19 protein-coding genes and 1 other RNA gene are annotated in these 25460 nt (G+C 60.5%); 11 read left to right on the plus strand and 9 right to left on the minus strand.

Features of this window, described 5'->3' with window-relative positions; all coding sequences use genetic code 11:
* Nucleotides 1-15: 15 nt before the first annotated feature.
* Entirely contained in the window at nucleotides 16-531 is a 516-nt protein-coding gene (gene uraD, locus LMH93_RS07935) for a 2-oxo-4-hydroxy-4-carboxy-5-ureidoimidazoline decarboxylase (RefSeq protein ID WP_004576924.1), read from the minus strand.
* Nucleotides 531-1457, minus strand: coding sequence for an allantoinase PuuE (gene puuE, locus LMH93_RS07940; RefSeq protein ID WP_003254330.1), 927 nt, complete (start codon nucleotides 1455-1457; stop codon nucleotides 531-533). The genes uraD and puuE overlap by 1 nt, the downstream gene beginning before the upstream one ends.
* Nucleotides 1458-1857: 400 nt before the next feature.
* Here puuE and uraH point away from each other — a divergent pair, with 400 nt between their 5' ends.
* The gene (uraH, locus tag LMH93_RS07945; RefSeq protein ID WP_003254328.1) at nucleotides 1858-2211 is read left to right on the plus strand and encodes a hydroxyisourate hydrolase; all 354 of its coding nucleotides are present in this window, start codon (nucleotides 1858-1860) and stop codon (nucleotides 2209-2211) included.
* Between the two features lie 594 nt (nucleotides 2212-2805).
* On the opposite strand, the gene LMH93_RS07950 is transcribed toward uraH, so the two are convergent.
* Nucleotides 2806-4155, minus strand: a complete 1350-nt coding sequence (locus tag LMH93_RS07950) for an NCS2 family permease (protein WP_004577064.1) — start codon at nucleotides 4153-4155, stop codon at nucleotides 2806-2808.
* A 283-nt stretch (nucleotides 4156-4438) separates the two neighbouring features.
* Here LMH93_RS07950 and LMH93_RS07955 point away from each other — a divergent pair, with 283 nt between their 5' ends.
* Nucleotides 4439-5194: a GntR family transcriptional regulator gene (locus tag LMH93_RS07955; protein ID WP_004577063.1), complete on the plus strand. Its 756-nt coding sequence runs from the start codon at nucleotides 4439-4441 to the stop codon at nucleotides 5192-5194.
* A gap of 149 nt (nucleotides 5195-5343) precedes the next feature.
* Nucleotides 5344-6042 (plus strand): aquaporin Z, encoded by a 699-nt coding sequence (gene aqpZ, locus LMH93_RS07960; protein WP_033725980.1) that lies wholly within the window; start codon nucleotides 5344-5346, stop codon nucleotides 6040-6042.
* Here aqpZ and guaD read toward each other — a convergent pair.
* The 4 genes from guaD to xdhA form a co-directional block, all read right to left on the minus strand.
* Nucleotides 6039-7343: a guanine deaminase gene (guaD, locus tag LMH93_RS07965; RefSeq protein WP_003254322.1), complete on the minus strand. Its 1305-nt coding sequence runs from the start codon at nucleotides 7341-7343 to the stop codon at nucleotides 6039-6041. The genes aqpZ and guaD overlap by 4 nt on opposite strands.
* Nucleotides 7344-7353: 10 nt before the next feature.
* Complete coding sequence (gene xdhC, locus LMH93_RS07970; protein WP_070096716.1) at nucleotides 7354-8199, minus strand: xanthine dehydrogenase accessory protein XdhC; 846 nt, start codon at nucleotides 8197-8199, stop codon at nucleotides 7354-7356.
* A gap of 172 nt (nucleotides 8200-8371) precedes the next feature.
* Nucleotides 8372-10771 carry a xanthine dehydrogenase molybdopterin binding subunit gene (gene xdhB / locus LMH93_RS07975; protein ID WP_230064971.1) on the minus strand — a complete coding sequence of 800 codons (2400 nt, stop codon included), beginning with the start codon at nucleotides 10769-10771 and terminating at the stop codon, nucleotides 8372-8374.
* Nucleotides 10764-12218, minus strand: coding sequence for a xanthine dehydrogenase small subunit (gene xdhA / locus LMH93_RS07980; RefSeq protein WP_230064972.1), 1455 nt, complete (start codon nucleotides 12216-12218; stop codon nucleotides 10764-10766). Before xdhA ends, xdhB begins: the two co-directional genes overlap by 8 nt.
* A gap of 268 nt (nucleotides 12219-12486) precedes the next feature.
* On the opposite strand from xdhA, the gene LMH93_RS07985 reads away from it, so the two are divergent.
* The 6 genes from LMH93_RS07985 to LMH93_RS08010 all read left to right on the plus strand — a co-directional run bounded on the left by LMH93_RS07985 (nucleotide 12487) and on the right by LMH93_RS08010 (nucleotide 22431).
* Nucleotides 12487-13146, plus strand: coding sequence for a GntR family transcriptional regulator (locus tag LMH93_RS07985; RefSeq protein WP_003254317.1), 660 nt, complete (start codon nucleotides 12487-12489; stop codon nucleotides 13144-13146).
* 3 nt (nucleotides 13147-13149) lie between these two features.
* The gene (smc, locus tag LMH93_RS07990; protein ID WP_054889503.1) at nucleotides 13150-16638 is read left to right on the plus strand and encodes a chromosome segregation protein SMC; all 3489 of its coding nucleotides are present in this window, start codon (nucleotides 13150-13152) and stop codon (nucleotides 16636-16638) included.
* 204 nt (nucleotides 16639-16842) lie between these two features.
* Nucleotides 16843-17736 (plus strand): cell division protein ZipA, encoded by an 894-nt coding sequence (gene zipA, locus LMH93_RS07995; protein WP_003254313.1) that lies wholly within the window; start codon nucleotides 16843-16845, stop codon nucleotides 17734-17736.
* A 237-nt stretch (nucleotides 17737-17973) separates the two neighbouring features.
* Complete coding sequence (gene ligA / locus LMH93_RS08000) at nucleotides 17974-20304, plus strand: NAD-dependent DNA ligase LigA (protein ID WP_003254312.1); 2331 nt, start codon at nucleotides 17974-17976, stop codon at nucleotides 20302-20304.
* A gap of 225 nt (nucleotides 20305-20529) precedes the next feature.
* Nucleotides 20530-20626, plus strand: an RNA gene (gene ffs, locus LMH93_RS08005) — signal recognition particle sRNA small type.
* 698 nt (nucleotides 20627-21324) lie between these two features.
* Entirely contained in the window at nucleotides 21325-22431 is a 1107-nt protein-coding gene (locus LMH93_RS08010) for a hypothetical protein (RefSeq protein ID WP_230064973.1), read from the plus strand.
* A gap of 512 nt (nucleotides 22432-22943) precedes the next feature.
* Here LMH93_RS08010 and LMH93_RS08015 read toward each other — a convergent pair.
* Nucleotides 22944-23624 carry a recombinase family protein gene (locus tag LMH93_RS08015; protein WP_230064974.1) on the minus strand — a complete coding sequence of 227 codons (681 nt, stop codon included), beginning with the start codon at nucleotides 23622-23624 and terminating at the stop codon, nucleotides 22944-22946.
* Between the two features lie 215 nt (nucleotides 23625-23839).
* Between LMH93_RS08015 and LMH93_RS08020 the strand changes: the two genes are divergently transcribed.
* Nucleotides 23840-24223 (plus strand): hypothetical protein, encoded by a 384-nt coding sequence (locus tag LMH93_RS08020; RefSeq protein WP_230064975.1) that lies wholly within the window; start codon nucleotides 23840-23842, stop codon nucleotides 24221-24223.
* Between the two features lie 203 nt (nucleotides 24224-24426).
* Here the strand turns inward: LMH93_RS08020 and LMH93_RS08025 are convergent, their stop codons facing one another.
* The gene (locus tag LMH93_RS08025) at nucleotides 24427-24657 is read right to left on the minus strand and encodes a helix-turn-helix domain-containing protein (protein WP_268256901.1); all 231 of its coding nucleotides are present in this window, start codon (nucleotides 24655-24657) and stop codon (nucleotides 24427-24429) included.
* A 252-nt stretch (nucleotides 24658-24909) separates the two neighbouring features.
* Here LMH93_RS08025 and LMH93_RS08030 point away from each other — a divergent pair, with 252 nt between their 5' ends.
* The gene (locus tag LMH93_RS08030) at nucleotides 24910-25278 is read left to right on the plus strand and encodes a hypothetical protein (protein ID WP_230064977.1); all 369 of its coding nucleotides are present in this window, start codon (nucleotides 24910-24912) and stop codon (nucleotides 25276-25278) included.
* Nucleotides 25279-25460 lie beyond the last annotated feature (182 nt).

Below are 25460 nucleotides of genomic sequence, written 5' to 3' on the forward strand. Positions count from 1 at the left end.
AGGTTCGGCTGTTGCTTACAGCTGCAGCAGGCGGAACAGGGCGATCAGGTTGATCTGCGCCAGGGCTTCCTTGAATTCGGCATCGGCATCGTTGTGGATGCGTTTTTCAAAGGCGGCGAGAATCTGGTGCCGGTTACTGCCCTTCACCGCCATGATGAACGGGAACTGGAACTTGGCCTTGTAGGCATCGTTCAGTTCGGTGAACCGGGCGAACTCTTCGGCGGTGCACTGGTGGATACCGGCACCGGCCTGCTCGTTGGTGCTCGATTCGGTCAGTTCGCCCTGGATGGCGGCCTTGCCTGCCAGGTCCGGGTGAGCATTGATCAGCGCGAGCTGGTCAGCGTGGTTGGCGCTGAGCAGGATGTCGCTCATGCGCTGGTGCAGCGCCTCGATCTCGTCCAGCTCGCCCAGTTGGCCCAGGTCATAGGCTTTTTCGGCAACCCACGGCGAGTGCTCGTAGATGTCGGCGAAGGCCTTGACGAAGGCGTCGCGGTCCAGGGCGGATGGTTTGAGGGTATTGAAGGCGGTCATCAGGCGTTCTCTTTCTTGTACGGGTGGGTGGTGTGCCAGTGGCGGGCGATATCCACGCGACGGGCGAACCAGACCTGGTCATGACTTTTTGCGTAATCGACGAAGCGCTTGAGTGCAGCCAGGCGTGCCGGGCGGCCGACCAGGCGGCAGTGCAGGCCGATGGAAAGCATTTTCGGTGCTTCGGCGCCTTCGGCGTACAGCACATCAAAGGCGTCTTTCAGGTACTGGAAGAACTGCTCGCCGCAGTTGAAGCCCTGTACCTGGGTGAAGCGCATGTCGTTGGTGTCCAGGGTGTAGGGGATCACCAGGTGCGGCTTGCCGGTGGGGTTGTTCGGCTCCCAGTAGGGCAGGTCGTCGTCGTAGGTGTCGCTGTCATAGAGGAAACCACCTTCCTCCATCACCAGGCGGCGGGTGTTCGGGCCGGTACGGCCGGTGTACCAGCCCAGCGGGCGCTCGCCGGTGAGTTCGGTGAGGATACGGATGGCTTCGAGCATGTGCTCGCGCTCCTGGGCCTCGTCCATGTTCTGGTAGTCGATCCAGCGGTAGCCGTGGCTGCAGATCTCGTGGCCGGCTTCGACCATGGCGCGGATCACGTCGGGGTGGCGCTGGGCGGCCATGGCCACGGCGAAGACGGTGAGTGGCACGCCGCTGTCCTTGAACAGCTTCAGCAGGCGCCACACACCGGCACGGCTGCCGTATTCATACAGCGACTCCATGCTCATGTTGCGCTGGCCCTGCAGGGGTTGGGCAGCGACCATCTCGGACAGGAAGGCTTCGGATTCCTTGTCACCGTGCAGGATGTTGCGTTCGCCACCTTCCTCGTAATTGAGGACGAAAGACAGCGCGATGCGGGCGTTACCCGGCCATTGCGGGTGAGGAGGGTTGTTGCCGTAACCGATCAGGTCGCGAGGGTAATCAGCGCTCACTGCAGTCTTCCTTCTTGTGCGTTAGTGCGGGGGGGTGGGCGGGCCGCGTCGGTATGTCGCACCACCGGATGGGCTGATTGTATACAACTTCTGAAATCTTTTGTAAGCCTGTTTTTCCGCATTTCTTCCCTTTTGTCGCCTGACAGCGACCTGGAAATACAGTGCAAGAAACCTGCCTGTTTGGTCAGCTAATGAGGTTGGCATCGTTATGGTGCGTGTATTTGCGACCGATGGGTCGTTTATGGGCAGCAAAGGGAGGGTGTGACAGAGGGGATCAAAAAATTGTGTACAATCCTTGGCTGGAATGTCTTAATAACGTCATTCCCGCCTGCCGCAGGCGCTAAGCTGGTGCGATGGCTGAGTATTTTTTGCCCACAGATTGAACAAGAGGCGACACGCAATGGGACGTTTGACCACACACGTACTGGATGCCGCGCATGGCTGCCCGGGTAGCTCGATCAAGGTCGAGCTGTACCGCGTCGAAGGCCAGCAGCTGGAGCTGGTGAACACCGCCCTGACCAACAGCGATGGCCGCGTCGACGCGCCGCTGTTGCAGGGGGACGATTACCGCACTGGCGTTTACCAGTTGCAGTTCAGCGCTGGGGATTACTACCGCGCCCGTGGCGTGCAATTGCCGGCCCAGGCGTTTCTGGATGTTGTCGTGCTGCGCTTTGGCATCGACGAGTCGCAGGAGCACTACCACGTGCCGCTGCTGATTTCGCCGTACAGCTATTCGACCTATCGTGGAAGCTAGTTGGTCGCTAGAAGAATCTTCGTAGGTCCTTTGGCCCGCTCTCACACTGGCGGGCTTTTTTTCGTCTGCTGTTTTTGCGTTGGCTGTGCCGGCCTCTTCGCGGGTGAGCCCGTTCCTACGACGGCCTGCGCTCAATCACCGATGTGTGTCCACCCCCGATCAGGTGTAGGAGCGGGTTTACCCGCGAATACGGTAGCGGCGGCAACGGTGAACGGCGGGTGGAGATTGGCCAGCAGGCCCGGCCCTTTCGCGGGTGAACCCGCTCCTACGGCGGGCCTGTATCCAGCTGTCCACCACCGTTGTAGCAGCGGGTTTACCCGCGAATACGGTGGTGGCAGCAATGGTGAACGGCGGATGGAGATTGGCCGGCAGGCCCGGCCCTTTCGCGGGTAAACCCGCTCCTACGGGCGACCGCGCAGGCCTTTCAAATGTTGAGCAAGGGCGCCATATCGTGGCGTCCCAACAAGGCGTTCGCGCGTCCCTCGCAGGCATTAATGGGCCGGAACAAGCGTAGGAGCGACCTTGCTCGCGATGCGCCGCGCGTGCGGCGCTCGATTTCGAAAACACTGGAAATCTAAAGCCAAGCGCCCTTGCTCAGAGGAACACGAACTTGGCAATGAAGATTGCGCACAGTACCCACAGGCTGGCCGAGATTTCCTTGTACTTGCCGGTACCTGCCTTCAACGCGACGTAGGTGATGAAACCCAGCGCGATACCATCGGCAACGGAGAAGGTCAGCGGCATCATGATGACCGTGACAATCGCCGGAATGCTGTCGGTGGCTTCGTCCCAATGGATGTGCGCCATGCTGCCCATCATCAGCATTGCCACGTAGATCAGTGCGCCTGCTGTCGCGTAGGCCGGGATCATCCCCGCCAGCGGGGCGAAGAACATCGCTGCGACGAACAGCAAGCCGACCACCACGGCCGTCAAACCGGTACGGCCACCTGCGGCGACACCTGCGGCACTCTCCACATAACTGGTCACTGGGGGCACGCCGACCACAGCACCGAATACGCTGGAAGCACTGTCGGCCTTCAAGGCGCGTGACAGGCCTTCGATACGCCCGTCCGGCGCTACCAGGTTCGCTCGCTGGGCAACCCCCATCAGCGTGCCGGCAGTGTCGAACATGTGCACGAACAGGAACGCCAGCACCACGCTGATCATGCTGACATTGAACACGCCAGCCACGTCCATGGCCATCCAGGTCGGTGCCAGGCTTGGGGGCATCGACATCACCCCGCCAAACTTGACCAGGCCCAGGCCCCAGCCCGCCAGGGTGACACCAATGATGCTGATCAGGATCGCGCCGAATACTCGCTTGTAGCTGAGGATGGCGATCAGCAGGAAGCACACGGCCGCCAGCAGCGGCCCCGGCTCATGCAACGAGCCCAGCTTGATCAGGGTGGCGGGGCTGTCGACGATGATGCCTGCGGTCTTCAGGCCGATCAGCCCGAGAAACAATCCGACGCCGGCCCCCATGGCATGGCGCAGGCTGACCGGGATGCTGTTGAGCAGCCATTCGCGCACTTTCGACAAGGTCAGGAACATGAACAACACGCCGGAGACGAATACCGCCCCCAGCGCCGTTTCCCAGTTGTAGCCCATGGTGCCGACCACGGTGTAGGTAAAGAAAGCATTGAGCCCCATGCCTGGCGCCAGGCCCACCGGCCAGTTGGCGTACAGGCCCATCAGCAGGCAGCCCAGCGCGGCGGCGATGCAGGTGGCGACAAAAGCGGCACCATGGTCGATGCCGGCGTCAGCCATGATGTTGGGGTTGACGAAAATGATGTAGGCCATGGTGATGAAGGTGGTCACCCCAGCGATCATTTCGGTTTTGACAGTGCTGCCGTGCTGCTTGAGTTTGAAAATCCGCTCCAGCCAGCTCGTTTCGAGCGGCGGAGCAAGATCCAGCGTAGGGGCTTCGGATTTGCGGCTTTCCACAGCGGGTACTCCTCAAGTCTTTCTTGTTGTTATGGAGCCAGTTTCCTGCGCAATGCACTTGGCGGCTCCGCGAGGGAAGGCAGACGTCTGACCTTTTTGTTGACTCAAGGGTCAAGAAGTTGCTCGATGGATTATGCTTTTGTGTACAAATAAAGCAAATAATGTTTTATGTTTTGTATGCGCAATGCGTCGTACAACGGCTATATAGGTAAAACGCCCCCTGCGGAATCGCCTCAGCCTGTGTACAATGGCGCCATACTTTCTCTTCGTGCCTCGAGAGCCCATGAACGAACAGCTGCAACCTCTGAAAAAACCTGCACGAGTCGGCAAGGCCGGCCGCAGCGGTACCCAGGACGACATCGTCTACGCGCATATTTTCGAGGCGATCCTCGAGCAGCGTCTGGCTCCGGGCACCAAGTTGAGCGAGGAAGCGCTGGGCGAGATCTTTGGCGTCAGCCGCACCATCATCCGCCGCGCCTTGTCGCGCCTGGCCCACGAAAGCGTGGTGCTGCTGCGGCCGAACCGCGGCGCGGTGGTGGCCAGCCCGACTGTAGAAGAGGCGCGCCAGGTGTTCTTCTCGCGGCGCATGGTCGAACGCGCCATCACCGAGCTGGCGGTGCAGCATGCCACCCCCGATCAGCTTAACGAGCTGCGGCAGATGGTGCGTGAGGAGCGCGACAGCTTTTCGCGCGGTGACCGGGGTGCCGGCATTCGCCTGTCCGGTGAGTTCCACCTCAAGCTGGCCGAAGCGGCGGGCAATGCACCGCTGGTAAGTTTCCAGCGCAGCCTGGTATCGCAGACTTCGCTGATCATTGCCCAGTACGAAAGCGGCAACCGCTCGCACTGCTCTTACGATGAGCACATGCAGCTCATCGATGCCATCGAGGCGCGCGATGCCGAGCAGGCCGTGAGCCTGATGATGCATCACATGGACCACATCGACAGCAAGCTGAACCTGGACGAGGAGAGCGCCTCGGACGATTTGCATGCGGTGTTCTCGCATTTGCTGAAAAAGCCCAAGGTTTCCGTCAAGGGTTGAACGTTTGCCGGTGTGATCGAGGGGCTGCAAATCAGCCCCTCGCCACTACTGGCCATAACCCAAAGGTCTGCTAAATTCTTGTGAGCAAACCTTCATCAAGCAGTTGGGCTTGCGCATTCGTTGCGTTCAACTTCTTGAGGAATGGGTTCATGAGCATGTCCCTCGGTAAACGCATGGGTGCCGAACTGATCGGCACCTTCTGGCTGGTCCTTGGTGGCTGTGGCAGTGCGGTACTCGCAGCCAGTTCCCCTCTCGGCATCGGTGTGCTCGGTGTCGCCTTCGCCTTCGGCCTCACCGTACTGACCATGGCCTTTGCCATCGGCCATATCTCGGGTTGCCATCTAAACCCTGCCGTGTCGTTCGGGCTGGTGGTCGGCGGGCGCTTCCCGGCCAAAGAGCTGCTGCCTTATGTGATCGCCCAGGTGATCGGTGCCATCCTGGCGGCCGGGGTGATCTACCTCATCGCCAGCGGCAAGGCCGGGTTCGAGCTGTCTTCGGGGTTGGCTTCAAACGGCTACGCCGACCATTCGCCCGGTGGCTATACGCTGGGTGCAGGCTTTGTCAGTGAAGTGGTGATGACGGCGATGTTCCTGGTGGTCATCATGGGGGCGACCGACGCCCGCGCACCGGCAGGTTTCGCACCCATCGCCATCGGCCTGGCCCTTACCCTGATCCACCTGATCTCGATCCCGATCACCAATACTTCGGTCAACCCCGCGCGTAGCACGGGGCCGGCCTTGTTCGTCGGTGGCTGGGCCCTGCAGCAGCTGTGGCTGTTCTGGGTGGCGCCGCTGATCGGTGCTGCAATCGGCGGCGCGCTGTATCGGGGCCTGGCGAAAGAACCTTAGCGCTGGTGCACGCAGCGCCCGGCGGCGTAGGTTTCACGCACGGTACGGTCATCGCCCAGGGTGGTGAGCACGAACAAGGTTTCTTCGATGCTGTTGGACTGCTGGATGCGGTAGTCCAGCAGTGGTGTGGCCTTGTAGTCCAGCACCACGAAGTCGGCATCGTTGCCTGGGCGCAGGCTACCGATACGGTCGTCCAGGCGCAGTGCGCGGGCGCCGCCGAGGGTGGCCAGGTACAGCGATTTGTACGGATGCAGGCGCGCGCCTTGCAGCTGCATCACCTTGTATGCCTCGTTCAGGGTGTTAAGCAGAGAGAAGCTGGTGCCGGCGCCAACGTCGGTACCCAGGCCCACGTTGACCTTGAACCGCTCGGCCTGGGGCAGGTTGAACAGGCCACTGCCGAGGAACAGGTTGGAGGTGGGGCAGAAGGCCACGGCCGAGCCGGTTTCGGCCAGGCGCTGGCACTCGTCGTCGCACAGGTGCACGCCATGGGCGAACACCGAGCGCTCGCCCAGCAGCTCGAAGTGGTCGTAGACGTCCAGGTAACCCTTCTGCTCGGGGAACAGCGACTTGACCCAGTCGATTTCCTTGAGGTTTTCCGACAGGTGCGTGTGCATGTACACGCCGGGGTGTTCCTTGAGCAGTTGGCCGGCCAGGGTCAACTGTTGCGGCGTGCTGGTCGGGGCGAAGCGCGGGGTGACTGCATAGTGCAGGCGGCCTTTGCCGTGCCAGCGCTCGATCAGTGCCTTGCTTTCGGCATAGCCGGACTCGGCGGTGTCGGTCAGGTAGTCTGGGGCATTGCGGTCCATCATCACTTTGCCAGCGATCAGGCGCAGGTCCAGGCGCTCGGCCTCTTCGAACAGGGCGTTGACCGATTCCGGGTGCACGCTGCCGAATACCAGCGCAGTGGTGGTCCCGTTGCGCAGCAGTTCCTTGAGGAAGATCTTCGCCACCTGGTCGGCGTGGCCTTTGTCGGCGAACTGCTTTTCGCACGGGAAGGTGTAGGTGTTCAGCCAGTCCAGCAACTGCTCGCCGTACGAACCGATCATGCCGGTCTGCGGGAAGTGGATGTGGGTATCGATGAAGCCCGGGGTGATCAGCGCGTCCTGGTAGTGCTCGACCGGGATGCCGGCATCCAGCGTCGGCAGCAGTTCACTGGCGTGCCCAACGGCGCTGATGCGGCCATCGTCGACCACCAGCAGGCCGTCTTCGTAGTATTCATGGGAAGCCTCCAGGCCCACCTCGGCCGGGTCGGCAATGCTGTGCAGGATGGCGGCACGGTAGGCTTTGCGGGTAACGGTCATAACACACTCGTCAAATGGCTTGGCTGCGGCGGGAGGGCGGCAGCAATTGGGCAATGGGGCCGGCATTGGCGGCAGCGTCGTGCTGGCCGAAGCAGGCGTTGTAAGTGGCAATGATTTCACCGGCGATAGACACGGCGATCTCGATGGGCAGCTTGCCCTTGACCTCGGCCAGGCCCATCGGGCAGCGCATGCGTGCCATGATGGCCTCGTCGAAGCCTCGCTCGCGCAGGCGGTGCTCGAACTTGACCCGTTTGGTCTTCGAGCCGATCAGGCCGAACCAGGTGAAATCGTTGCGCTTGAGAATGGCGGCGGTCAGTTCCAGGTCGAGCTGGTGGTTGTGGGTCATGACGATGCAGTAGCTGCCGGGCGGCAGGTCTGCGACTTCGTCGACCGGCTCTTCACTGACCACCTTGGTCACCCCGTTGGGGATGAGCTCGGGGAATTCCTGTTCACGCGAGTCGATCCAGCGCACCCGGCAGGGGAGCGCCGCGAGCAAGGGTACCAGAGCCCTGCCGACATGGCCCGCGCCGAACACGGCGATCTGAGCCTGCACGGCGGCCATGGGTTCGAACAGCAGCACGGTCACGCCGCCGCAGCACTGGCCCAGGCTGGCGCCGAGGCTGAAGCGCTCAAGGTGCGGCGTGGTGCGCTGCGCTTCGAGCATTTGCCGGGCGATGTGCAGCGCCTTGTATTCCAGGTGGCCGCCGCCGATGGTGTCGAACAGACCGCTGGCGCTGACCACCATCTTCGAGCCGGCATTGCGCGGTGTCGAGCCGCGTTCCTCGATGATGGTCACCAGCACGCAGGCTTCGCCACGGGACTGGTGGTCGGCGAGGGCGTTGATCCATTGGTGCATGATGCAGATCCTCTTCAGGTCAACGCGGTCCGCTTCTTTGTGGGAGCGGCCTTGTGTCGCGATAGGGGCGCGAAGCGGCCCCAGAATATTTAAAGCAACATACATATTTGGGGCTGCTGCGCAGCCCTTTCGCGACACAAGGCCGCTCCCACAGAAAAAGCGGAGCGCGGCGTTACTGGGTGACGGTTTCCAGCTCCGGTTCTGCGGACTGAGTGGCAGCCACCGCCTTGCGCATCTGCTCACAGCCCCACAGCACCCGCTCCGGTGTTGCCGGCGCGTCCACCTGTGGCTGCACGCGGTAGTTGGCGAGGCTGGCCACGGCATCCTTGATCGCGCACCAGGCGGCAATGCCCAGCATGAACGGCGGCTCGCCCACGGCCTTGGAGTGGAACACGGTGTCTTCCGGGTTCTTGCGGTTTTCCACCAGCTTCACCCGCAAGTCCAGTGGCATGTCGGCCACGGCCGGGATCTTGTAGCTGGCCGGGCCGTTGGTCATCAGCTTGCCTTTGGCGTTCCACACCAGTTCTTCGGTGGTCAGCCAGCCCATGCCCTGGATGAAACCGCCTTCCACTTGGCCGATGTCGATCGCAGGGTTCAGCGAATCGCCCACGTCGTGCAGGATGTCGGCGCGCAACATCTTGTATTCGCCGGTCAGCGTATCGACGATCACTTCCACGCAGGCAGCGCCAAAGGCGAAGTAGTAGAACGGCCGGCCGCGTGCCTGGCTGCGGTCGTAGAAGATCTTCGGCGTGCGGTAGAACCCGGTGCTGGACAGCGACACCTGAGCGAAGTAAGCCTGCTGCACCAGTTGCTCGAAGCTGACGATCTGGTCGCGCACCCGCACATGGCCGTTACGGAATTCGACGTCTTCCTCGGTCACCTGATAATGCCGTGCGGCAAACTCGGTCAGGCGTTTCTTGAGGATTTCGGCCGCGTTCTGCGCCGCCTTGCCGTTCAGGTCGGCACCACTCGACGCTGCGGTTGGCGAGGTGTTGGGTACCTTGTCGGTGTTGGTGGCAGTGATCTGGATGCGGCTGAAGTCCACCTGGAAGATCTGCGCCACCACCTGGGCCACCTTGGTGTTCAGGCCCTGGCCCATTTCGGTGCCGCCGTGGTTCAGGTGAATGCTGCCGTCGGTGTAGATATGGATGAGTGCACCGGCCTGGTTGAGGAAGGTGGCGGTGAACGAAATGCCGAACTTGACCGGTGTCAGTGCCAGGCCTTTCTTCAGGATCGGGCTGTTGGCGTTGAAGCGGCGGATCGACTCGCGGCGTTCGGCGTAGTCGCTGCTGGCTTCCAGTTCGGCGGTCATCTCCTCGAGCATGTTGTGCTCGACGGTCTGGTAGTAGTGGGTGACGTTGCGTTCGGTCTTGCCGTAGTAGTTGGCCTTGCGCACGGCCAGTGGGTCACGGCCCAGATGACGGGCGATATGGTCCATCACCTGCTCGATGGCGACCATACCCTGTGGGCCGCCAAAGCCGCGGTAGGCGGTGTTGGAGGCGGTGTTGGTCTTGCAGCGGTGGCCGTGGACGGTGGCATCGCCCAGGTAGTAAGCGTTGTCGGAGTGGAACATGGCACGGTCGACGATCGAACCGGACAGGTCGGGCGAATAGCCGCAGTTGCCGGCCAGGTCGAAATTGATACCGTGCAGCCGGCCGTTGTCGTCGAAGCCCACGTCATACTCGACGTAGAACGGGTGGCGCTTGCCGGTCATGGTCATGTCTTCGACCCGCGGCAGGCGCATCTTGGTTGGCTGGCCGGTCAGGCGCGCGACTACCGCGCACAGGCATGCCGGGCTGGCGGCCTGGGTTTCCTTGCCGCCAAAACCGCCACCCATGCGGCGCATGTCCAGCACCACCTTGTTCATCGGCACGTCGAGCACTTCGGCGACCAGTTTCTGCACTTCGGTGGGGTTCTGCGTGGAGCAGTAGACGATCATGCCGCCGTCTTCGGTGGGCATGACCGAGGAAATCTGCGTTTCCAGGTAGAAGTGCTCCTGGCCGCCGATGTGCAGGGTGCCCTGAATGCGGTGCGGGGCGCTGGCCAGGGCGGCAGCCGAATCGCCGCGCTGGTGGGTGTGGCTATCGAGCACGAAGTGCTTCTTGCGCAGCGCCTCGACCACGTCCAGCACCGGCTCCAGGTCTTCGTACTCGACGATGGCGGCCATGGCCGCTTTGCGTGCGGTTTCAAGATCGCGGGCAGCGACAGCGAGCACCGGCTGGCCGAAGAACTCGACCTTGTCGATGGCCAGCAATGGGTCGCCGGCCACCACCGGGCCGATGTCTTTCAGGCCGGGGATGTCTTCGTGGGTGATGGCAATGCGCACACCCTCGAAGGCATAGCACGGCGTGGTGTCGATGCGCAGGATGCGCGCATGGGCGCGGTCGGCGGTGCGGGCGTAGACGTGCAACTGGTTGGGGAATTCCAGGCGGTCGTCGATGTACACAGCCTCGCCGGATACATGCTTGTCGGCGCTGTCGTGCTTGACGCTGCGGCCGACCCCGGTGGTCAGGTCCTGGCTGAACAGTTCGGCCATCTCGGCCTGGCTCTTGGCTACGTGATGGTTAGACATAAGCGGTCACCCGGGTTTCGATGTGCGGCGTTTGCTGTTCGATGAAGTACTTGCGCAGCAGGTTCTGCGCGGTCAGCAGGCGGTATTCCTTGCTGGCGCGGAAGTCGCTGAGCGGGGTGAAGTCCTCGGCCAGGGCCTGGCAGGCGCGCTCGATGGCGGCCTGGTTCCACGGCTTGCCGCGCAACGCTGCCTCGCAGGCACGGGCGCGCTTGGGTATCGCCGCCATGCCGCCGAAGGCGATCCTCACACCGCTGACCACACCGTCTTCGATGCTCAGGTTGAAGGCTGCGCACACGGCCGAGATGTCGTCGTCCAGGCGTTTGGACACTTTATAGGCGCGGAACGCCCAGTCACTGGAGGCGCGCGGTACGATGATCTTCTCGATGAACTCGCTGTCCTGGCGAGCCGTGATGCGGTAGTCGATGAAGTAGTCTTCCAGTGGCATCACCCGTTGGCGTTCACCCTGGCGCAGCACCACCTGCGCGTCCAGGGCGATCAGCAGGGGTGGCGAGTCGCCGATTGGCGAGGCGTTGCCGATGTTGCCGCCGAGGGTGCCCTGGTTGCGTATCTGCAGCGAGGCAAAGCGGTGCAGCAGGGCGCCGAAGTCGGGATATTCCTCGTTAAGCGCGCCATAGCAGTCGGTGAGCGGGGTGGCGGCGCCGATTTCCAGGTGGCTGGCGGTTTTCTCGATGCGCTTGAGCTCGGCCACGTGGCCGACGTAGATCATCACGGGCAAGGTCTTGTGGAACTGGGTGACTTCCAGCGCCAGGTCGGTACCACCGGCCAGCAGCCGCGCTTCGGGGTGCGAGCTGTACAGGTCGGCCAGATCCGCCACGGTCAGCGGCACCAGGCAGCGCTTGTCGCCGCTGTTCAGCTCGCCGGTCTGCGTCGGGGCAATGGCCTTGAGGCGGCTGATGGTTTGCGCCTGCTGGGCATCGAACTGGTCGCGGCAGGGCTGGCGGCAGCTCTGCTCGGCGGCGTCGAGGATCGGCCGGTAACCGGTGCAGCGGCACAGGTTGCCAGCCAGGGCTTCCTGGGCCTGGTGCAGGTCAGGGCCGCTGCTGTTCTTTTGCAGGGCGAACAGCGACATGACAAAGCCGGGGGTGCAGAAGCCGCACTGCGATCCATGGCAATCGGCCATGGCCTGCTGCACGCTGTGCAGCTGGCCTTGGTGCTTGAGCCCCTCGACGCTGATCAGTTGCTTGCCGTGCAGCGACGACACAAAGGTCAGGCACGAATTGAGGCTGCGGTAGCGCAGGCTGTCGTTGCCTTGGTCGTCCTGGCTCAGTTCACCGACCACCACGGTGCACGCACCGCAGTCACCACTGGCGCAGCTCTCCTTTGTGCCGGGTTTGCCCAGGTGCTCGCGCAGGTACTGCAGCACTGTCATGTTAGGGTCCAGGGCGTGCTCACTACGCAGCTCCTGGTTGACGAGAAACTGGATCACGGGGATGGCCTCGCAATGGTTTTATTGTTGTTGGGCGGACTCTAAGCAAGACCTGTCTGGCAGGTCAATATTTTTCTGACTCAAAGGTCAAGAAAATGCACGTATCCATGCCCAGCCGCACACACTGCCTCTATTCCAAGCATAGATCGCGCCGGGCGCGTGGCTGTCTGAAAGGTCAAATAAACCACCTGGCCCCTCTGCGCGATTACCGCCCAAGTACGCTACAATTCGCCCCTTGTGCCCAGTTCAATGATTTTGAAGGAAAACCATGACGTTCAAGGCCCCGGACAGCCTCTCCGAGCAGATTGCCGATTACCTGGCCGAACGCATCATCCGCGGCGAGCTGGCGCCGGGCGAACGTATCCAGGAGCAGAAGGTTACCCAGGCGCTCAACGTCAGCCGCGGCTCGGTGCGCGAAGCACTGCTGATCCTCGAACGCCGCCATCTGGTGGCGATCCTGCCGCGACGTGGTGCCCATGTCACCGAACTGGACGAACGCAGCGTTCGTAGCCTGTGCTCGCTGATGGGCGAGTTCTACATCCTGCTGGGCAATGCGGTTGCGCAAAAATGGCGCACCGAAGCCGACCTGCGCCCGTTTCTGGAGATCCAGCAGCGGCTGCAGCGTGCCCATGACCAGCTCGACATCAAGACCTTCGTCGCCGACAGTTTTGCGGTCATGCGTGCGGCCTATCCGTTCGCCGACAACCCGTTCCTGCAGGAAACCGTGGAAAACCTGCAACCGGCCATGAGCCGTGCCTATTACCTGTCGCTGGACCAGCGCCAGGCCAACATGATCGACTATCTCGACCTGTTCGCCCGCCTGCTCGAAGCCGTGGTCTCCCGCGACCTGCCGCGCATTCGCGAGGTGCTCACCGCCTATGGCCAGCGCAGCTGCGAACTGGTGCTGGCGGCACTGGCCAGAGGCTGACCGATGCGCCTGAAGTGCATTCGCCTGGCCGGGTTCAAGTCGTTCGTCGATCCGACCACGGTCAACTTCCCCAGCAACATGGCGGCCGTGGTCGGCCCAAACGGCTGCGGCAAGTCCAATATCATCGACGCGGTGCGTTGGGTGATGGGCGAGAGTTCGGCGAAAAACCTGCGCGGCGAGTCGATGACCGACGTCATCTTCAACGGCTCCAGTGGCCGCAAGCCGGTCAGCCAGGCCAGTATCGAACTGGTGTTCGACAACAGCGAAACCACCCTGGTCGGCGAGTATGCCGCCTACGCCGAGATTTCGATCCGCCGCAAGGTTACCCGCGACGGGCAGAACAGCTATTACCTCAACGGCACCAAGTGCCGCCGGCGTGACATCACCGATATCTTCCTCGGGACGGGGCTGGGGCCGCGCAGCTACTCGATCATCGAGCAGGGCATGATCTCCAAGCTGATCGAGGCCAAGCCCGAGGAGCTGCGCAACTTCATCGAGGAAGCGGCGGGCATTTCCAAATACAAGGAGCGCCGCCGCGAAACCGAGAACCGCATCCGCCGCACCCAGGAAAACCTGGCGCGTCTGACCGACCTGCGCGAAGAGCTCGAGCGCCAGCTGGAGCGTCTGCATCGCCAGGCCCAGGCCGCCGAGAAGTACCGTGAGTACAAGGCTCAGGAGCGGCAGATGAAAGCGCGCCTGTCTGCCTTGCGCTGGCGAGGCCTGGACGAACAAGTCCGCCAGCGCGAATCGGTGATCGGCGACCAGGGCGTTTCTCACGAGGCGCTGGTGGCCGAGCAGCGCAATGCCGATGCCAGTATCGAACGCCTGCGCGACGGTCATCACGAACTGTCCGAACGCTTCAACCAGGTGCAGGGCCGTTTCTACTCGGTGGCCGGTGACATCGCCCGGGTCGAGCAGAGCATTCAGCACGGCCAGCAGCGCCTGCGCCAGTTGCAGGACGACTTCAAGGAAGCCGAGCGCACACGCCTGGAAACCGAATCGCACCTGGGGCACGACCGTACCTTGCTGGCAACCCTGAGCGAAGAGCTGGTCATGCTCGAACCCGAGCAGGAAATGACCCTGGCGGCTGCCGAGGAAGCCGCTGCCGCGCTTGAAGAGGCCGAGCTGGGCATGCACGGCTGGCAGGAGCAGTGGGACAGCTTCAACAGCCGCTCCGCCGAACCGCGCCGCCAGGCCGAAGTGCAGCAGGCGCGCCTGCAGCAGCTGGAAACCAGCCTTGAGCGCCAGGCCGAGCGCCAGCGCAAGTTGGTCGAGGAGCGCGAGCAACTGGGCAGCGACCCGCAGGATGCCGCCATGTTCGAACTGGCCGAGCAATTGGCCAGCAGCGAAATGCTGCTGGAAGAACTGCAGCTCTGCGAAGAGCAGGTGATCGAGCGCCTGGAAAGCGCGCGCGAGCAACTGCAGCAGGCCACCCGGGCGCAACAGCAGGCACAGGGCGACCTGCAGCGCCTGGGCGGGCGCCTGGCCTCGCTTGAAGCCTTGCAGCAGGCCGCCCTGGAGCCGGGCGCAGGTGCTGCGCAATGGCTGCACGGCCAAGGGCTGGAGCAACAGCCGCGGCTGGCCGAAGGCTTGCGGGTGGAGCCGGGTTGGGAGCTGGCGGTAGAGACGGTGCTTGGCGCCGATCTGCAGGCTGTGCTGGTGGACGATTTCAACGACCTCGATTTTGCGGGCCTGGAACAGGGTGAGCTGCGCTTGCTGCTGGCCGTCGGCGCGGGGGCGACGTTGCCCGGCAGCTTGCTGGAGAAGGTTGAGGGCCGTATCGACCTGGCGCCCTGGCTGGGCCAGGTCAGGCCTGTGGAAGACCTGGCTCAGGCACTGGAGCAGCGCGGGTCGCTCGGCGAAGGGCAGAGCCTGGTCAGTCGTGATGGCTACTGGGTCGGCCGGCACTTCCTGCGGGTACGCCGAGGTGGCGAGGCCGAAGGCGGCGTGCTGGCGCGCGGCCAGGAAATCGAACGCCTGGGCCAGGAACAACTGGAGCAGGAAGCGGCGCTGGAACAGCTCGATCAACAGTTGCAGGCGCTGCGCGAGCAGCAACTGGACCTGGAGGAGCAGCGCGAACAGTTGCGCCGCCGCACACAGGATGAAAACCGCCTGCACGGCGAGCTGAAGGCCAGTCTTTCGGCCAGCCGCGCGCGCGCCGAGCAGGTCGAGCTGCGCCGCCGCCGCCTGCACGAAGAGCTGGGCGAGCTGGAAGAGCAGCGCGCCCTGGAACACGAGCAACTGGGCGAAGCACGCCTGCTGCTGCAAGAGGCTCTGGAGCTCATGGCCCAGGACACCGAGCAGCGCGAACAGTTGATGGCCCGCCGCGACACCCTGCGCGAAAGCCTTGACCGGGTGCGTCAGGAGGCCCGCCAGCACAAGGACCACGCTCACCAGCTGGCGGTGCGCCTGGGGTCGTTGCGTGCCCAGCACGACTCCACCCGCCAGGCGCTGGAGCGTCTGGAGCAGCAAGCTGCGCGCCTGACCGAGCGCCAGGAACAACTGAGCCTGAACCTGGAGGAGGGTGAAGCCCCGCAGGAAGAACTGCGCCTGAGACTGGAGGAGCTGCTGGAGCGGCGCATGAGCGTCGACGAGGAAATGCGCCTGGCTCGCCTGCACATGGACGAAGCTGACCGCGAACTGCGCGATGCCGAAAAACGCCGTACCCAGGCCGAGCAGCAGGCCCAGCTGCTGCGTGGTCAACTGGAGCAGTTGCGCCTGGAGTGCCAGGGCCTGGATGTGCGGCGCAAGACCCTGCAAGAGCAGTTGCTGGCCGACGGCTATGACCTGCAAGGCGTGCTCGCCACCCTGGAAACCGAGGCCAGCGAGCAGGGTACCGAACAGGAACTGGAGCAGCTTGAAGCGCGCATCCAGCGCCTGGGGGCGATCAACCTGGCGGCCATCGAAGAATACGAGCAGCAATCCGAGCGCAAACGATACCTGGACGCTCAGGACGCCGACCTGGTCGAAGCGCTGGAGACCCTCGAAAACGTCATCCGCAAGATCGACAAGGAAACCCGCAACCGCTTCAAGGATACCTTTGATCAGATAAATGCCGGATTACAGGCACTTTTCCCAAAAGTTTTCGGTGGTGGCAGCGCTTATCTGGAACTGACGGGCGAAGATCTACTCGATACAGGGGTAACGATCATGGCGCGACCGCCGGGCAAGAAGAACAGCACCATCCATCTGCTGTCCGGCGGCGAGAAGGCACTGACCGCTTTGGCGCTGGTGTTTGCCATCTTCAAGTTGAACCCCGCACCGTTCTGCATGCTCGACGAGGTCGATGCGCCGCTGGACGATGCCAACGTCGGGCGCTACGCGCGTCTGGTCAAGGAAATGAGTGAAAGCGTGCAGTTCATCTACATCACCCATAACAAGATTGCCATGGAGATGGCGGACCAATTGATGGGGGTGACCATGCATGAGCCGGGATGTTCACGCCTTGTTGCAGTTGATGTGGAGGCGGCCATGGCCATGGTCGACGCTTGATGCACGACGATAGGGGCACATTCTGCAGCGAAATGCCCCGCCGTGTGCGACAGACGGTGTAAAGTTGTCTTTGGTCGTGCTAGCTTAATGTCACTCGTTTTTTGCGTGGGTAAAACGCCTGTCAGAACATAGAGTTGGCGCCACGTGTTAAAGGGCTTTGAACCCTTTGTTTTCAAGCATATTTTTATAGAGGCACGGGATTACATGGAAATCGGTCTGCGCGAGTGGCTGATCCTCATCGGCATCATTGTTATCGCCGGGATTCTTTTCGACGGCTGGCGCCGCATGCGCGGCGGGAAAGGCAAGTTGAAATTCCGTCTGGATCGCAGTTATTCCAACCTGCCGGACGAAGAGGGTGGCAGTGCCGAAGTGCTCGGCCCGTCGCGAGTGCTCGATACCCACAAGGAGCCTGAGCTGGACGAAAGCGACTTGCCGTCGCTCAGCGCGTCTGCGCGTGATCGCGAGCGTGAGCCCAAGCCGGTCAAGGCCAGCAAGCGCGGCAAGCGTGCCAGTGCGGCTGCCGATGTGCAGCAGGGTGACCTGAACCTGAGCGCCGAGCAGCGCGAGCCCGACCTGTTTGCCGACAGCGATGACGACTTTGCCGCCGACAACAACCGTAGCAGCGGCGCAGCGCCTGCCAGCAGCAGCGTCAAGGAGTTGCCACCCGCCGAAGAGGTGCTGGTCATCAGCGTGATCTCCCGCGACGAGGGTGGCTTCAAGGGCCCGGCGCTGCTGCAGAACATCTTGGAAAGCGGCTTGCGCTTCGGCGAAATGGACATCTTCCACCGCCACGAGAGCATGGCCGGTCACGGCGAGGTGCTGTTCTCGATGGCCAACGCAGTCAAGCCTGGCGTGTTCGACCTGGACGACATCGATCACTTCAGCACTCGCGCTGTGAGCTTCTTCCTCGGTTTGCCGGGCCCGCGTCATCCGAAGCAGGCTTTCGACGTGATGGTTGCCGCGGCACGCAAGCTGGCCCACGAACTGAACGGTGAGCTCAAGGATGACCAGCGCAGCGTGCTGACTGCCCAGACCATCGAGCACTACCGCCAGCGTATCGTCGAGTTCGAGCGCCGTGCGCTGACCCAGAAACGCTGACAGATCCAGACGAAAGAGCAGCCTGAGGGCGTGCTGGCCGGTTCGGGTATCGTCGTTGCCTGTGCCGGCCTCTTCGCGGGTAAACCCGCTCCTACAGGTACATCACCGCCCTAGGGCATGTGACGCCCTTGTAGGAGCGGGTTTACTCGCGAAGAGGCCGGCACAGTCAACAGACACCTGATACCCCACGCACCACCCCCAAGCTGCTCTTTTGCTTTGCAAGAGAAGACAAATCCCATGACCGCCGAAACCCGTATCCTCGAACTGCGTGCCGAGCTCGATCAGCATAACTATCGCTACTACGTGCTCGACGAGCCCAGCGTGCCTGATGCCGAATACGACCGCCTGTTCAACGAGCTCAAGGCGCTGGAAGCCGAACACCCGCACCTGGTAACCCCCGACTCGCCCACCCAGCGCGTTGGCGGCGCTGCCTTGGCTGCGTTCAGCCAGGTGCGCCACGAAGTGCCCATGCTCAGCCTGGGCAACGCCTTTGAAGAAGCCGACCTGCGTGAGTTCGGTCGCCGTGTGGTAGAAGGCCTCGATCAGCCGGGTGCGGTCGACTACAGCTGCGAACCCAAGCTCGATGGCCTGGCCGTGAGCCTGCTGTACCGCGACGGACAGTTGGTGCAGGGCGCCACCCGGGGCGACGGCACCACTGGCGAAGACATCAGCGCCAACGTACGCACCGTGCGCAACATCCCGCTCAAGTTGCAGGGTAAGGGCTGGCCGGCAGTGCTGGAGGTGCGCGGCGAGGTGTACATGAGCAAGGCCGGTTTCGACCGGCTCAATGCCGCCCAGGCCGAGGCCGGTGGCAAGACCTTCGCCAACCCGCGCAATGCCGCTGCTGGCAGCTTGCGCCAGCTGGACTCGAAAATCACCGCCAGCCGCCCACTGGAGTTCTGCTGCTATGGTGTCGGCCAGTTGTCCGAAAGCATCGGCGACAGCCACATCGGCATCCTCGAGCAACTCAAGGCCTGGGGCCTGCCGATCAGCCGCGAGCTCAAGCATGCGGCGGGCATCGAAGAATGCCTGGCCTACTACCGCGACATTGGCGAGCGGCGTAACAGCCTGCCGTATGAGATCGACGGTGTAGTGTTCAAGGTCAACAGCCTGGCCGCCCAGCGCGAGCTGGGCTTCCGCGCCCGTGAGCCGCGCTGGGCGATTGCCCACAAGTTCCCGGCCATGGAAGAGCTGACCGAGGTGCTGGACGTTGAGTTCCAGGTTGGCCGTACGGGTGCCGTAACGCCTGTGGCGCGGCTGAAGCCGGTCAAGGTGGCCGGTGTGACCGTGTCCAACGCCACCTTGCACAACATGGACGAAATCGCCCGCCTGGGCCTGCGCATCGGCGACACGGTGATCATTCGCAGGGCCGGCGACGTGATCCCGCAGGTGATGCAGGTGGTGCTGGAGCGTCGTCCGCAAGACGCCCGCCCGGTAGAAGTGCCAAGCGAGTGCCCGGTGTGTGGTTCGCAGGTCGAGCGCACCCAGCTGGTCAAACGCAGCAAGGGCAAGGAAACCACCAGCGAAGGTGCGGTGTACCGCTGCGTCGGCCGCCTGGCCTGTGGCGCGCAGCTCAAGCAGGCGATCATTCATTATGTGTCGCGCCGTGCCATGGACATCGACGGCCTGGGTGAGAAGAGTGTCGAGCAGTTGGTGGATGAAGGCCTGATCGGCTCGCCGGCTGACCTGTACAAGCTGCAGTTCGAGCAGGTCGTCGGCCTTGAAGGCTTTGCCGAGGTGTCGACCCAGAAGCTGCTGGATGCCATTGAAGCCAGCAAGCGCCCGAGCCTGGCGCGCTTCATCTACGCGCTGGGCATCCCGGATGTCGGCGAGGAGACTGCCAAGGTGCTGGCCCGCTCGCTGGGCAGCCTGGCGCGCGTGCAGCAGGCATTGCCGCAGGTGCTGACCTATTTGCCGGACATCGGTCTCGAAGTGGCCTACGAGATCCACAATTTCTTTGAAGACGAGCACAACCAGAAGGTTATCCAGCAGCTGCTCGACAGCGGTATGCAGTTGCAGGACGAAGGTGAGCTGGCTGCCGAATTTGCCGCCAGCACCACCTTGGCCGGGATGATCGCCAAGCTCGACATTGCCTCCGTCGGCCCGACCGGTGCCGAGAAGTTGGTGGCCAAGCTCGACAGCCTGGACAAGATCATCGCCGCCGACGGCATTGACCTGCGCCAGGCCCTGGCGGCCAAGCAGGCCGACGCAGTGCGTGAGTTCTTCAAGGATGAAGCAAACCAGAAACTGGCCCGGGACATCGAAGCGCAGTTGCTGGCGTTCGGCATGCACTGGAGCAGCGAGAAGAAGGTGGCCGAAGGCTTGCCGCTGGCCGGCCAGACCTGGGTGCTGACCGGTACGCTGGAGCGCATGAGCCGCGACATTGCCAAGGACAAGCTGGAAAGCCTGGGGGCCAAGGTTGCCGGTTCCGTTTCCGGCAAGACCCACTGCGTGGTGGCAGGGCCGGGGGCAGGTTCCAAGCTGGCCAAGGCTGCTGAGCTGGGTGTGAAGGTACTGGACGAAGATGCCTTCGTCACATTCCTGGCCGAACAGGGCATAGCGGTCTAGGCATCCGTGCCCCCCTGTGGGGGGCAACTGCCTTGCTCAAAACTCGAAAAGCCTGCGCGGTCCCCCGTAGGAGCGGGTTTACCCGCGAAGAGGCCCGTCCAGGCCGTCTCGCCCCTGACAAGTCATTGAGAAATGATGACTTTTTCTGCCGCAGTGGTTGTATCTGCCCCAAAGACCGGTACAATGGCGCCACTCGCTGCTCAGCGAGGCATGTAGTGGTGGCCCCATCGGTCCCCCCGCATTGATTACCCGTTAACCTGGTCAGGCCCGGAAGGGAGCAGCCATAGCGGGAACATCGAGTGCCGGGGTGTGGCTGGTGGGGCCGCCTCCATTACGCAAGTCCTTAATTCTAAAGGACTTTTCTCTCTCAAAATCTCGAAGTGGAACAGTGCTTAGGTACACCGTAGTGGTGCACGTCAGCGGTATGCTACCGTCAGCTTCATTACGATTCCAGTCTCTCCACGTACCATCCCTCCGTTGATCTAGTGCTTGCGAGAATCCACCTGTTGCCAGTGATGGCCATACGGTGGCGAGTAATCTAATATCGGCCATCCTTTTCCGTTCGCCAATGAGTACGGCATGGCTGTTAACTCGTCCGCTCAAGAAAAATTTGAAGACCATGAAATTGTCGATTCCGAACGGACAGTCGTTGGCCACATAAGGGTCAAGCCTAGCGCTGTGCTTTGGTCACCAAAGAACGGTATGGCATAGCTTGGTGTCACGCTCGCCGAGTTTGCCTTTATGGAGGCTAAGGGCGACAAGCAGCAAATATGCTTGACTGCTAGGGTAGCCCCCTGTGATTCTGCGTTTGAACCGGCATATGAACTGGTGATAATCGGCACGAAGTATCACCGGAGGACGCTAGCTCATATAGCCTGTTGCCCCGTCCCCCCTCCTTCGATAGGGTGCCAGTTGTATGAAAAATCTGCGTGTGCTTTATTGGGTTTTCAGAGCCATTTTGCTCAACATGCGAAGGGGCTGAGTCGTAAGTTTGGTGTCGAGGAATATAGAGGTAGAATAATGAAAAACAGGAAGTTGGCGGACCTGCTCGCGTTGAAAGCGAGTCTATTTGAAATGTTTGTGATGGCAGTTCTCGTTGCTTTGGGGGTCAACATACTATCCTCTGGAGTTACTGGCTATTTTAATTTGAGTTATGTTTCTTCCGTGGTGGCGGGTTGTGTGTTGATTGTTGTCGGGGTTTTGATATTAATCAGAAATCTTAGGCCTCAAAATAATGGTGTTTACAGTGTTAGTGGTGTAGTCTGCATAAATGATGAAACTTTCGAAATGATATCTATCGAAGGGTATGAAGTGTCTGAGGAGATTGATCAGGCAGTCGTGGCTTTATGCTCAGAGAATAAGGCATTCAAGAAGATTTGGTCCGAATCACCTGTTGGTAGTGAAAGTTCCTCTAGGCGAGGGGCTGTTAGAAACTCGCCTCCGAAATCCAATGCGCTACTGAGGGAGGCGATTGAGTATTATGCTCTTAATAAGCTTTCCATGCATCTTGAATCTTATTTCAATAGTCAGGCTTTTGTTTCGAATGATGAACTGGTTACGCTGGAAAGAAATGAGATTTCTCAGGTGCTACTGGATAACCGTTTTTTGGACTTGTTTTCAAGGCCAATGGAGGAGCGTGAACCATTTACGGCACACGGTTTTGACTCTACAGAAGGAAAAGTTGTTTATGCTTTTGGGCCCGGTGGGGCTATCTTTGACCATTTTGAAATAATGTTGCCGAAAGGTAGTTCTATAAGTCGTGATGATTCTGGCTTGGTTATAAAAACGCCCCGTTTTTCTTTGACGATTGAATCCAGATTCAGGGGTATGAATGCCGTTTTGCCGCGAAGATTTGAAGAGTTATATCTCGGTGCTAACTCGCGGGCGGTATCTGTATACAAGATCGGTCTTGGTCTAACTGTGAATTTCTATCCGGCATCGCTGCTCACGGCGAGGGGGTGGGATTATTACTGGTGGTTGGATTCATTCTTGAATGAGATTGAAGAGTCATTTTCAAAAGATAAGTTTCTCGCACGGATATCTTGGGAGCAAAATGCGGCACTCATACTCATGAATGAAAATGCGATGAATGATCGAGGATGTGATTTCGAACGTGCTGATGGATAAGTTTTGTCAGGGCACGGAGATTGGTAAAGGCGAGCGTAAGGCGGTCGAGGTTAAGAACTCATCCAGTGCACGGTGCAAGGTGCGGTGGCTGTTTTTAAAATATCGCAGGCAAAAAGCCCCGCTAACAGGGCTTTTTGCGAATGCGTTCTATCGATGAACGGATGGCATCGGCGGTGGCGTCAAGTGCCTGTAGCGCTGTAATCGCGTTCTGAAACGTGTTCTCTGATCCCCTGGCTCGTAACCACAAGGCGATTCCTTCAACGCTAGCCCGTATGGCTTGCTGGTTCATATGCAGCGCTTCAAGGGCGTCCGCGATTGCTTCGTTCCGGTCTTCCATGGTGTGCTTGCTCTCGAACTGATACCGCAGCGTAGTGGCTTACAGCGCCTTGTTTCACTGGTGTTGGAATGTAGCTTCCTCACTCCAGGGATACTTGTCCGGCTTTCTCCAAGGCCTCTTTCTTGTCCATCCATGACTGGTAATCCGCTTCTGTGAGGTCAGGGCCGTTAGGCATTTAAGATTGTTCAATCTTCTCATCGAGGATTTCGTTTTCCCTCCTGAACGCCTCGTGTGCCGCCTCCAGTGCGTTTAACTTAACCTTCTGCACAGTTGTGGTACTACACTTCAAGAGCTCGGCCACCTTCCGGATGCTCTTTCCGTCTGCCAGCAGTTCACTAACCCGCTTGTGCAGGTCAAGGTTAGCTGGACGGCCTTTGTAGGCTCCTTCTGCCTTGGCTGTAGCGATCCCTTGGGCCTGACGACGGCGACGGTCTTCGTAATCTTTGCGCGCTACCACGGCTAGTATGTCCAGCAACATGCCGTTCACAGCTGCAATCATCCCCTTCGTGAAGTCGTCCATTCCATCGGCGGGCTTCAAGACCGCGTGACTGGTGCTTAGGTCGAGGGACACTACAGTTACCTTCTTGGCCGCTATTCTGGCCTTCAAAAGTGCCCAATCATCCTGACTCAGCCTGGATAACCGGTCTACCCCTTCGATCAACAGCACGTCACCTTCGTGGCTGTCATCCAGAAGGCGGAACAACTGTGGGCGTTCAAGTTTGGCGCCGCTAGCGTTCTCGATGTAGAAGGCTGCGATCTTATGGCCTTGTTCAGCAGCGAAATCGATCAATGATTGCTTTGCCCGTGTCGCGTCCTGTTCGGAAGTCGATGCCCGAAGATAAGCACGGATGAACATAGTAGGTTGCTCTGTGACAGTTTGGGTGTGTCATATACTACTGTGTCACATAAGGTCGGTAAAGGTATTTAATGGCACGAATGCATGGGCGCTTTGAGCGGGTTTCCAGCCACTTCGTTTGTGGTGCATGAAGCACACCCTAAACCACACAGTGAACAGTAGGTCGTGGATGTGCTAGAACGCATCAACCTGGCAAAAGGAAAGGAAGCATTCTCATGAATGTGCATAAAGCACTTCTAGCTGTTGCCATCGCTCTACCAGGCTATGTCCACGCGGGTGGATTCAGCTCTGATCAACTCTGCAAGGCAGCGATAGCGATGGAGATGGGCCGACCAGCAGACAACATGAAAACTATGCGACGGGGTGATATGCCCGAAATAAGCTATAGGCGCCCTGATGGTGATCGTTTTCGTTACAGATGCAAGGTAGTCGGGGATCGGATCATCTGGTCAGCCTTCTTTACTGACACTGCCAGTTGGGGGCGTTGGCGTGAAGGTGAGTGGGATGCTGCGCTAACGTTCCAGGTGGCGGGTGAAACCCTCTATGTAACTTCGTCTGAAACAGGCCTTACTCAAACCTTTACCAAGACTGACTTCTGAAAGCAGCGGGTAGAGTAGCAAGTAAGTACCGCATAACCATGTTTTTTCTGTGGTTAAAGGCTAGCGGGGGCGTATGGCTAAACCCAATCCTCCGCAATGCCAATGAATTCAGGGCGTGCGATGAAAAGTGCTGGTCGTAGGGGCGCATGCTGCCAGTACCGACGGTAGTTAACTGGTAGTTACCGAATTAGTTTTTGACCGAATCACAGGCCTTTAAACAGGGCTGAAATACTCACGCCCAGGGCGTCAGCTAACACCTTGATGGCATTGATGGATGGGTTGGCACCACCCGTTTCGATGCGAGACATGTAGGTTCGGGCGAAGCCGCACCGATCTGCGAACGCTTCCTGGCTCATGCCCATAGCCATGCGGAGCACCCTGACTCGGGTGCCGAATTGCTTCTGGAGCGCTGGTGAAGGGGGAGGTGCAGGCATTCCCCAATGGTCAGCGAGTGTGCTTTAATCGTGAACACACTAATCGTGACATGCAGGTCAGTTAGGCATCCAAAGCGGTGCCCCACACGGACCCTCTAAGTCAGTCCACGGTGTACGGCGTCGATGCCCAGTCAAAGGCAGTCGTCGGGTAAGTCAGCGAGTCCAGTTAGTCGGCAAGTCCAGCGAGTTGAGCAAGTCCCGCAAGACCCAAAACCATGCTTATTCAACAAGCTGCTTAGCAGAGGACGACTCATGACTGATCAAAATGTAGCCAATGACCAAACGGTTTGTGTTCCACGATACGCATTTGAGGCATTGGCGGCGTACAGCGCCCTGAACGAGGATAAGGTGGCAGTGATGCTCCTTCTCCTGATGCGTATGGACAGTAACCGTGCGGTGAGTGTCGACACCACGCTGCTACCTGATTTTCTTACGTTCAGGGAGGAGCGGGTGCACCGTGCAATCTCAAGCCTCATCGAGTACGGCTGGGTGGAGTCGGTTGATGAAAAAGCACTGCGGCTTGGATTTCTCAAATGCGTAGTCCATTCGGCATTCACTAACTCGGATTTCCAGACTTTGAAACAAGTGCTCGCTAACAACCGGTTTTCGTTTGGGGTTTGAGAGGTGCACCCTGACTTGCCTCGGCAATATGGGGTAGCCAGATAAGCAGTATCCAGCAGTGGCTATGACGTCTCCGCAATGGAGTATTGCCAAAGCCATTGCTGGCTTAATTCCCATCCCGTGCTCACGACGAAACCGTTCCATTAGTGCCTTACGGTACGGCAGGCACGAGCGTTGGCGAG

It is taken from the genome of Pseudomonas sp. CIP-10 (assembly GCF_020911845.1).
In the GTDB taxonomy this organism is placed as follows: Bacteria; Pseudomonadota; Gammaproteobacteria; order Pseudomonadales; family Pseudomonadaceae; genus Aquipseudomonas; species Aquipseudomonas alloputida.

Bases quoted from the DNA above. Each gene is read 5' to 3' on its own strand.
- LMH93_RS08015 (WP_230064974.1), bottom strand. From the start codon at position 23,624: ATGTTCATCCGTGCTTATCTTCGGGCATCGACTTCCGAACAGGACGCG.
- LMH93_RS08030 (WP_230064977.1), top strand. From the start codon at position 24,910: ATGACTGATCAAAATGTAGCCAATGACCAAACGGTTTGTGTTCCACGA.
- uraD (WP_004576924.1), bottom strand. From the start codon at position 531: ATGACCGCCTTCAATACCCTCAAACCATCCGCCCTGGACCGCGACGCC.
- LMH93_RS07985 (WP_003254317.1), top strand. From the start codon at position 12,487: ATGACGTTCAAGGCCCCGGACAGCCTCTCCGAGCAGATTGCCGATTAC.
- aqpZ (WP_033725980.1), top strand. From the start codon at position 5,344: ATGAGCATGTCCCTCGGTAAACGCATGGGTGCCGAACTGATCGGCACC.
- LMH93_RS08020 (WP_230064975.1), top strand. From the start codon at position 23,840: ATGAATGTGCATAAAGCACTTCTAGCTGTTGCCATCGCTCTACCAGGC.
- zipA (WP_003254313.1), top strand. From the start codon at position 16,843: ATGGAAATCGGTCTGCGCGAGTGGCTGATCCTCATCGGCATCATTGTT.
- LMH93_RS08025 (WP_268256901.1), bottom strand. From the start codon at position 24,657: ATGCCTGCACCTCCCCCTTCACCAGCGCTCCAGAAGCAATTCGGCACC.
- guaD (WP_003254322.1), bottom strand. From the start codon at position 7,343: ATGACCGTTACCCGCAAAGCCTACCGTGCCGCCATCCTGCACAGCATT.
- ligA (WP_003254312.1), top strand. From the start codon at position 17,974: ATGACCGCCGAAACCCGTATCCTCGAACTGCGTGCCGAGCTCGATCAG.
- xdhB (WP_230064971.1), bottom strand. From the start codon at position 10,771: ATGTCTAACCATCACGTAGCCAAGAGCCAGGCCGAGATGGCCGAACTG.
- LMH93_RS08010 (WP_230064973.1), top strand. From the start codon at position 21,325: ATGAAAAACAGGAAGTTGGCGGACCTGCTCGCGTTGAAAGCGAGTCTA.
- uraH (WP_003254328.1), top strand. From the start codon at position 1,858: ATGGGACGTTTGACCACACACGTACTGGATGCCGCGCATGGCTGCCCG.
- xdhC (WP_070096716.1), bottom strand. From the start codon at position 8,199: ATGCACCAATGGATCAACGCCCTCGCCGACCACCAGTCCCGTGGCGAA.
- LMH93_RS07955 (WP_004577063.1), top strand. From the start codon at position 4,439: ATGAACGAACAGCTGCAACCTCTGAAAAAACCTGCACGAGTCGGCAAG.
- smc (WP_054889503.1), top strand. From the start codon at position 13,150: ATGCGCCTGAAGTGCATTCGCCTGGCCGGGTTCAAGTCGTTCGTCGAT.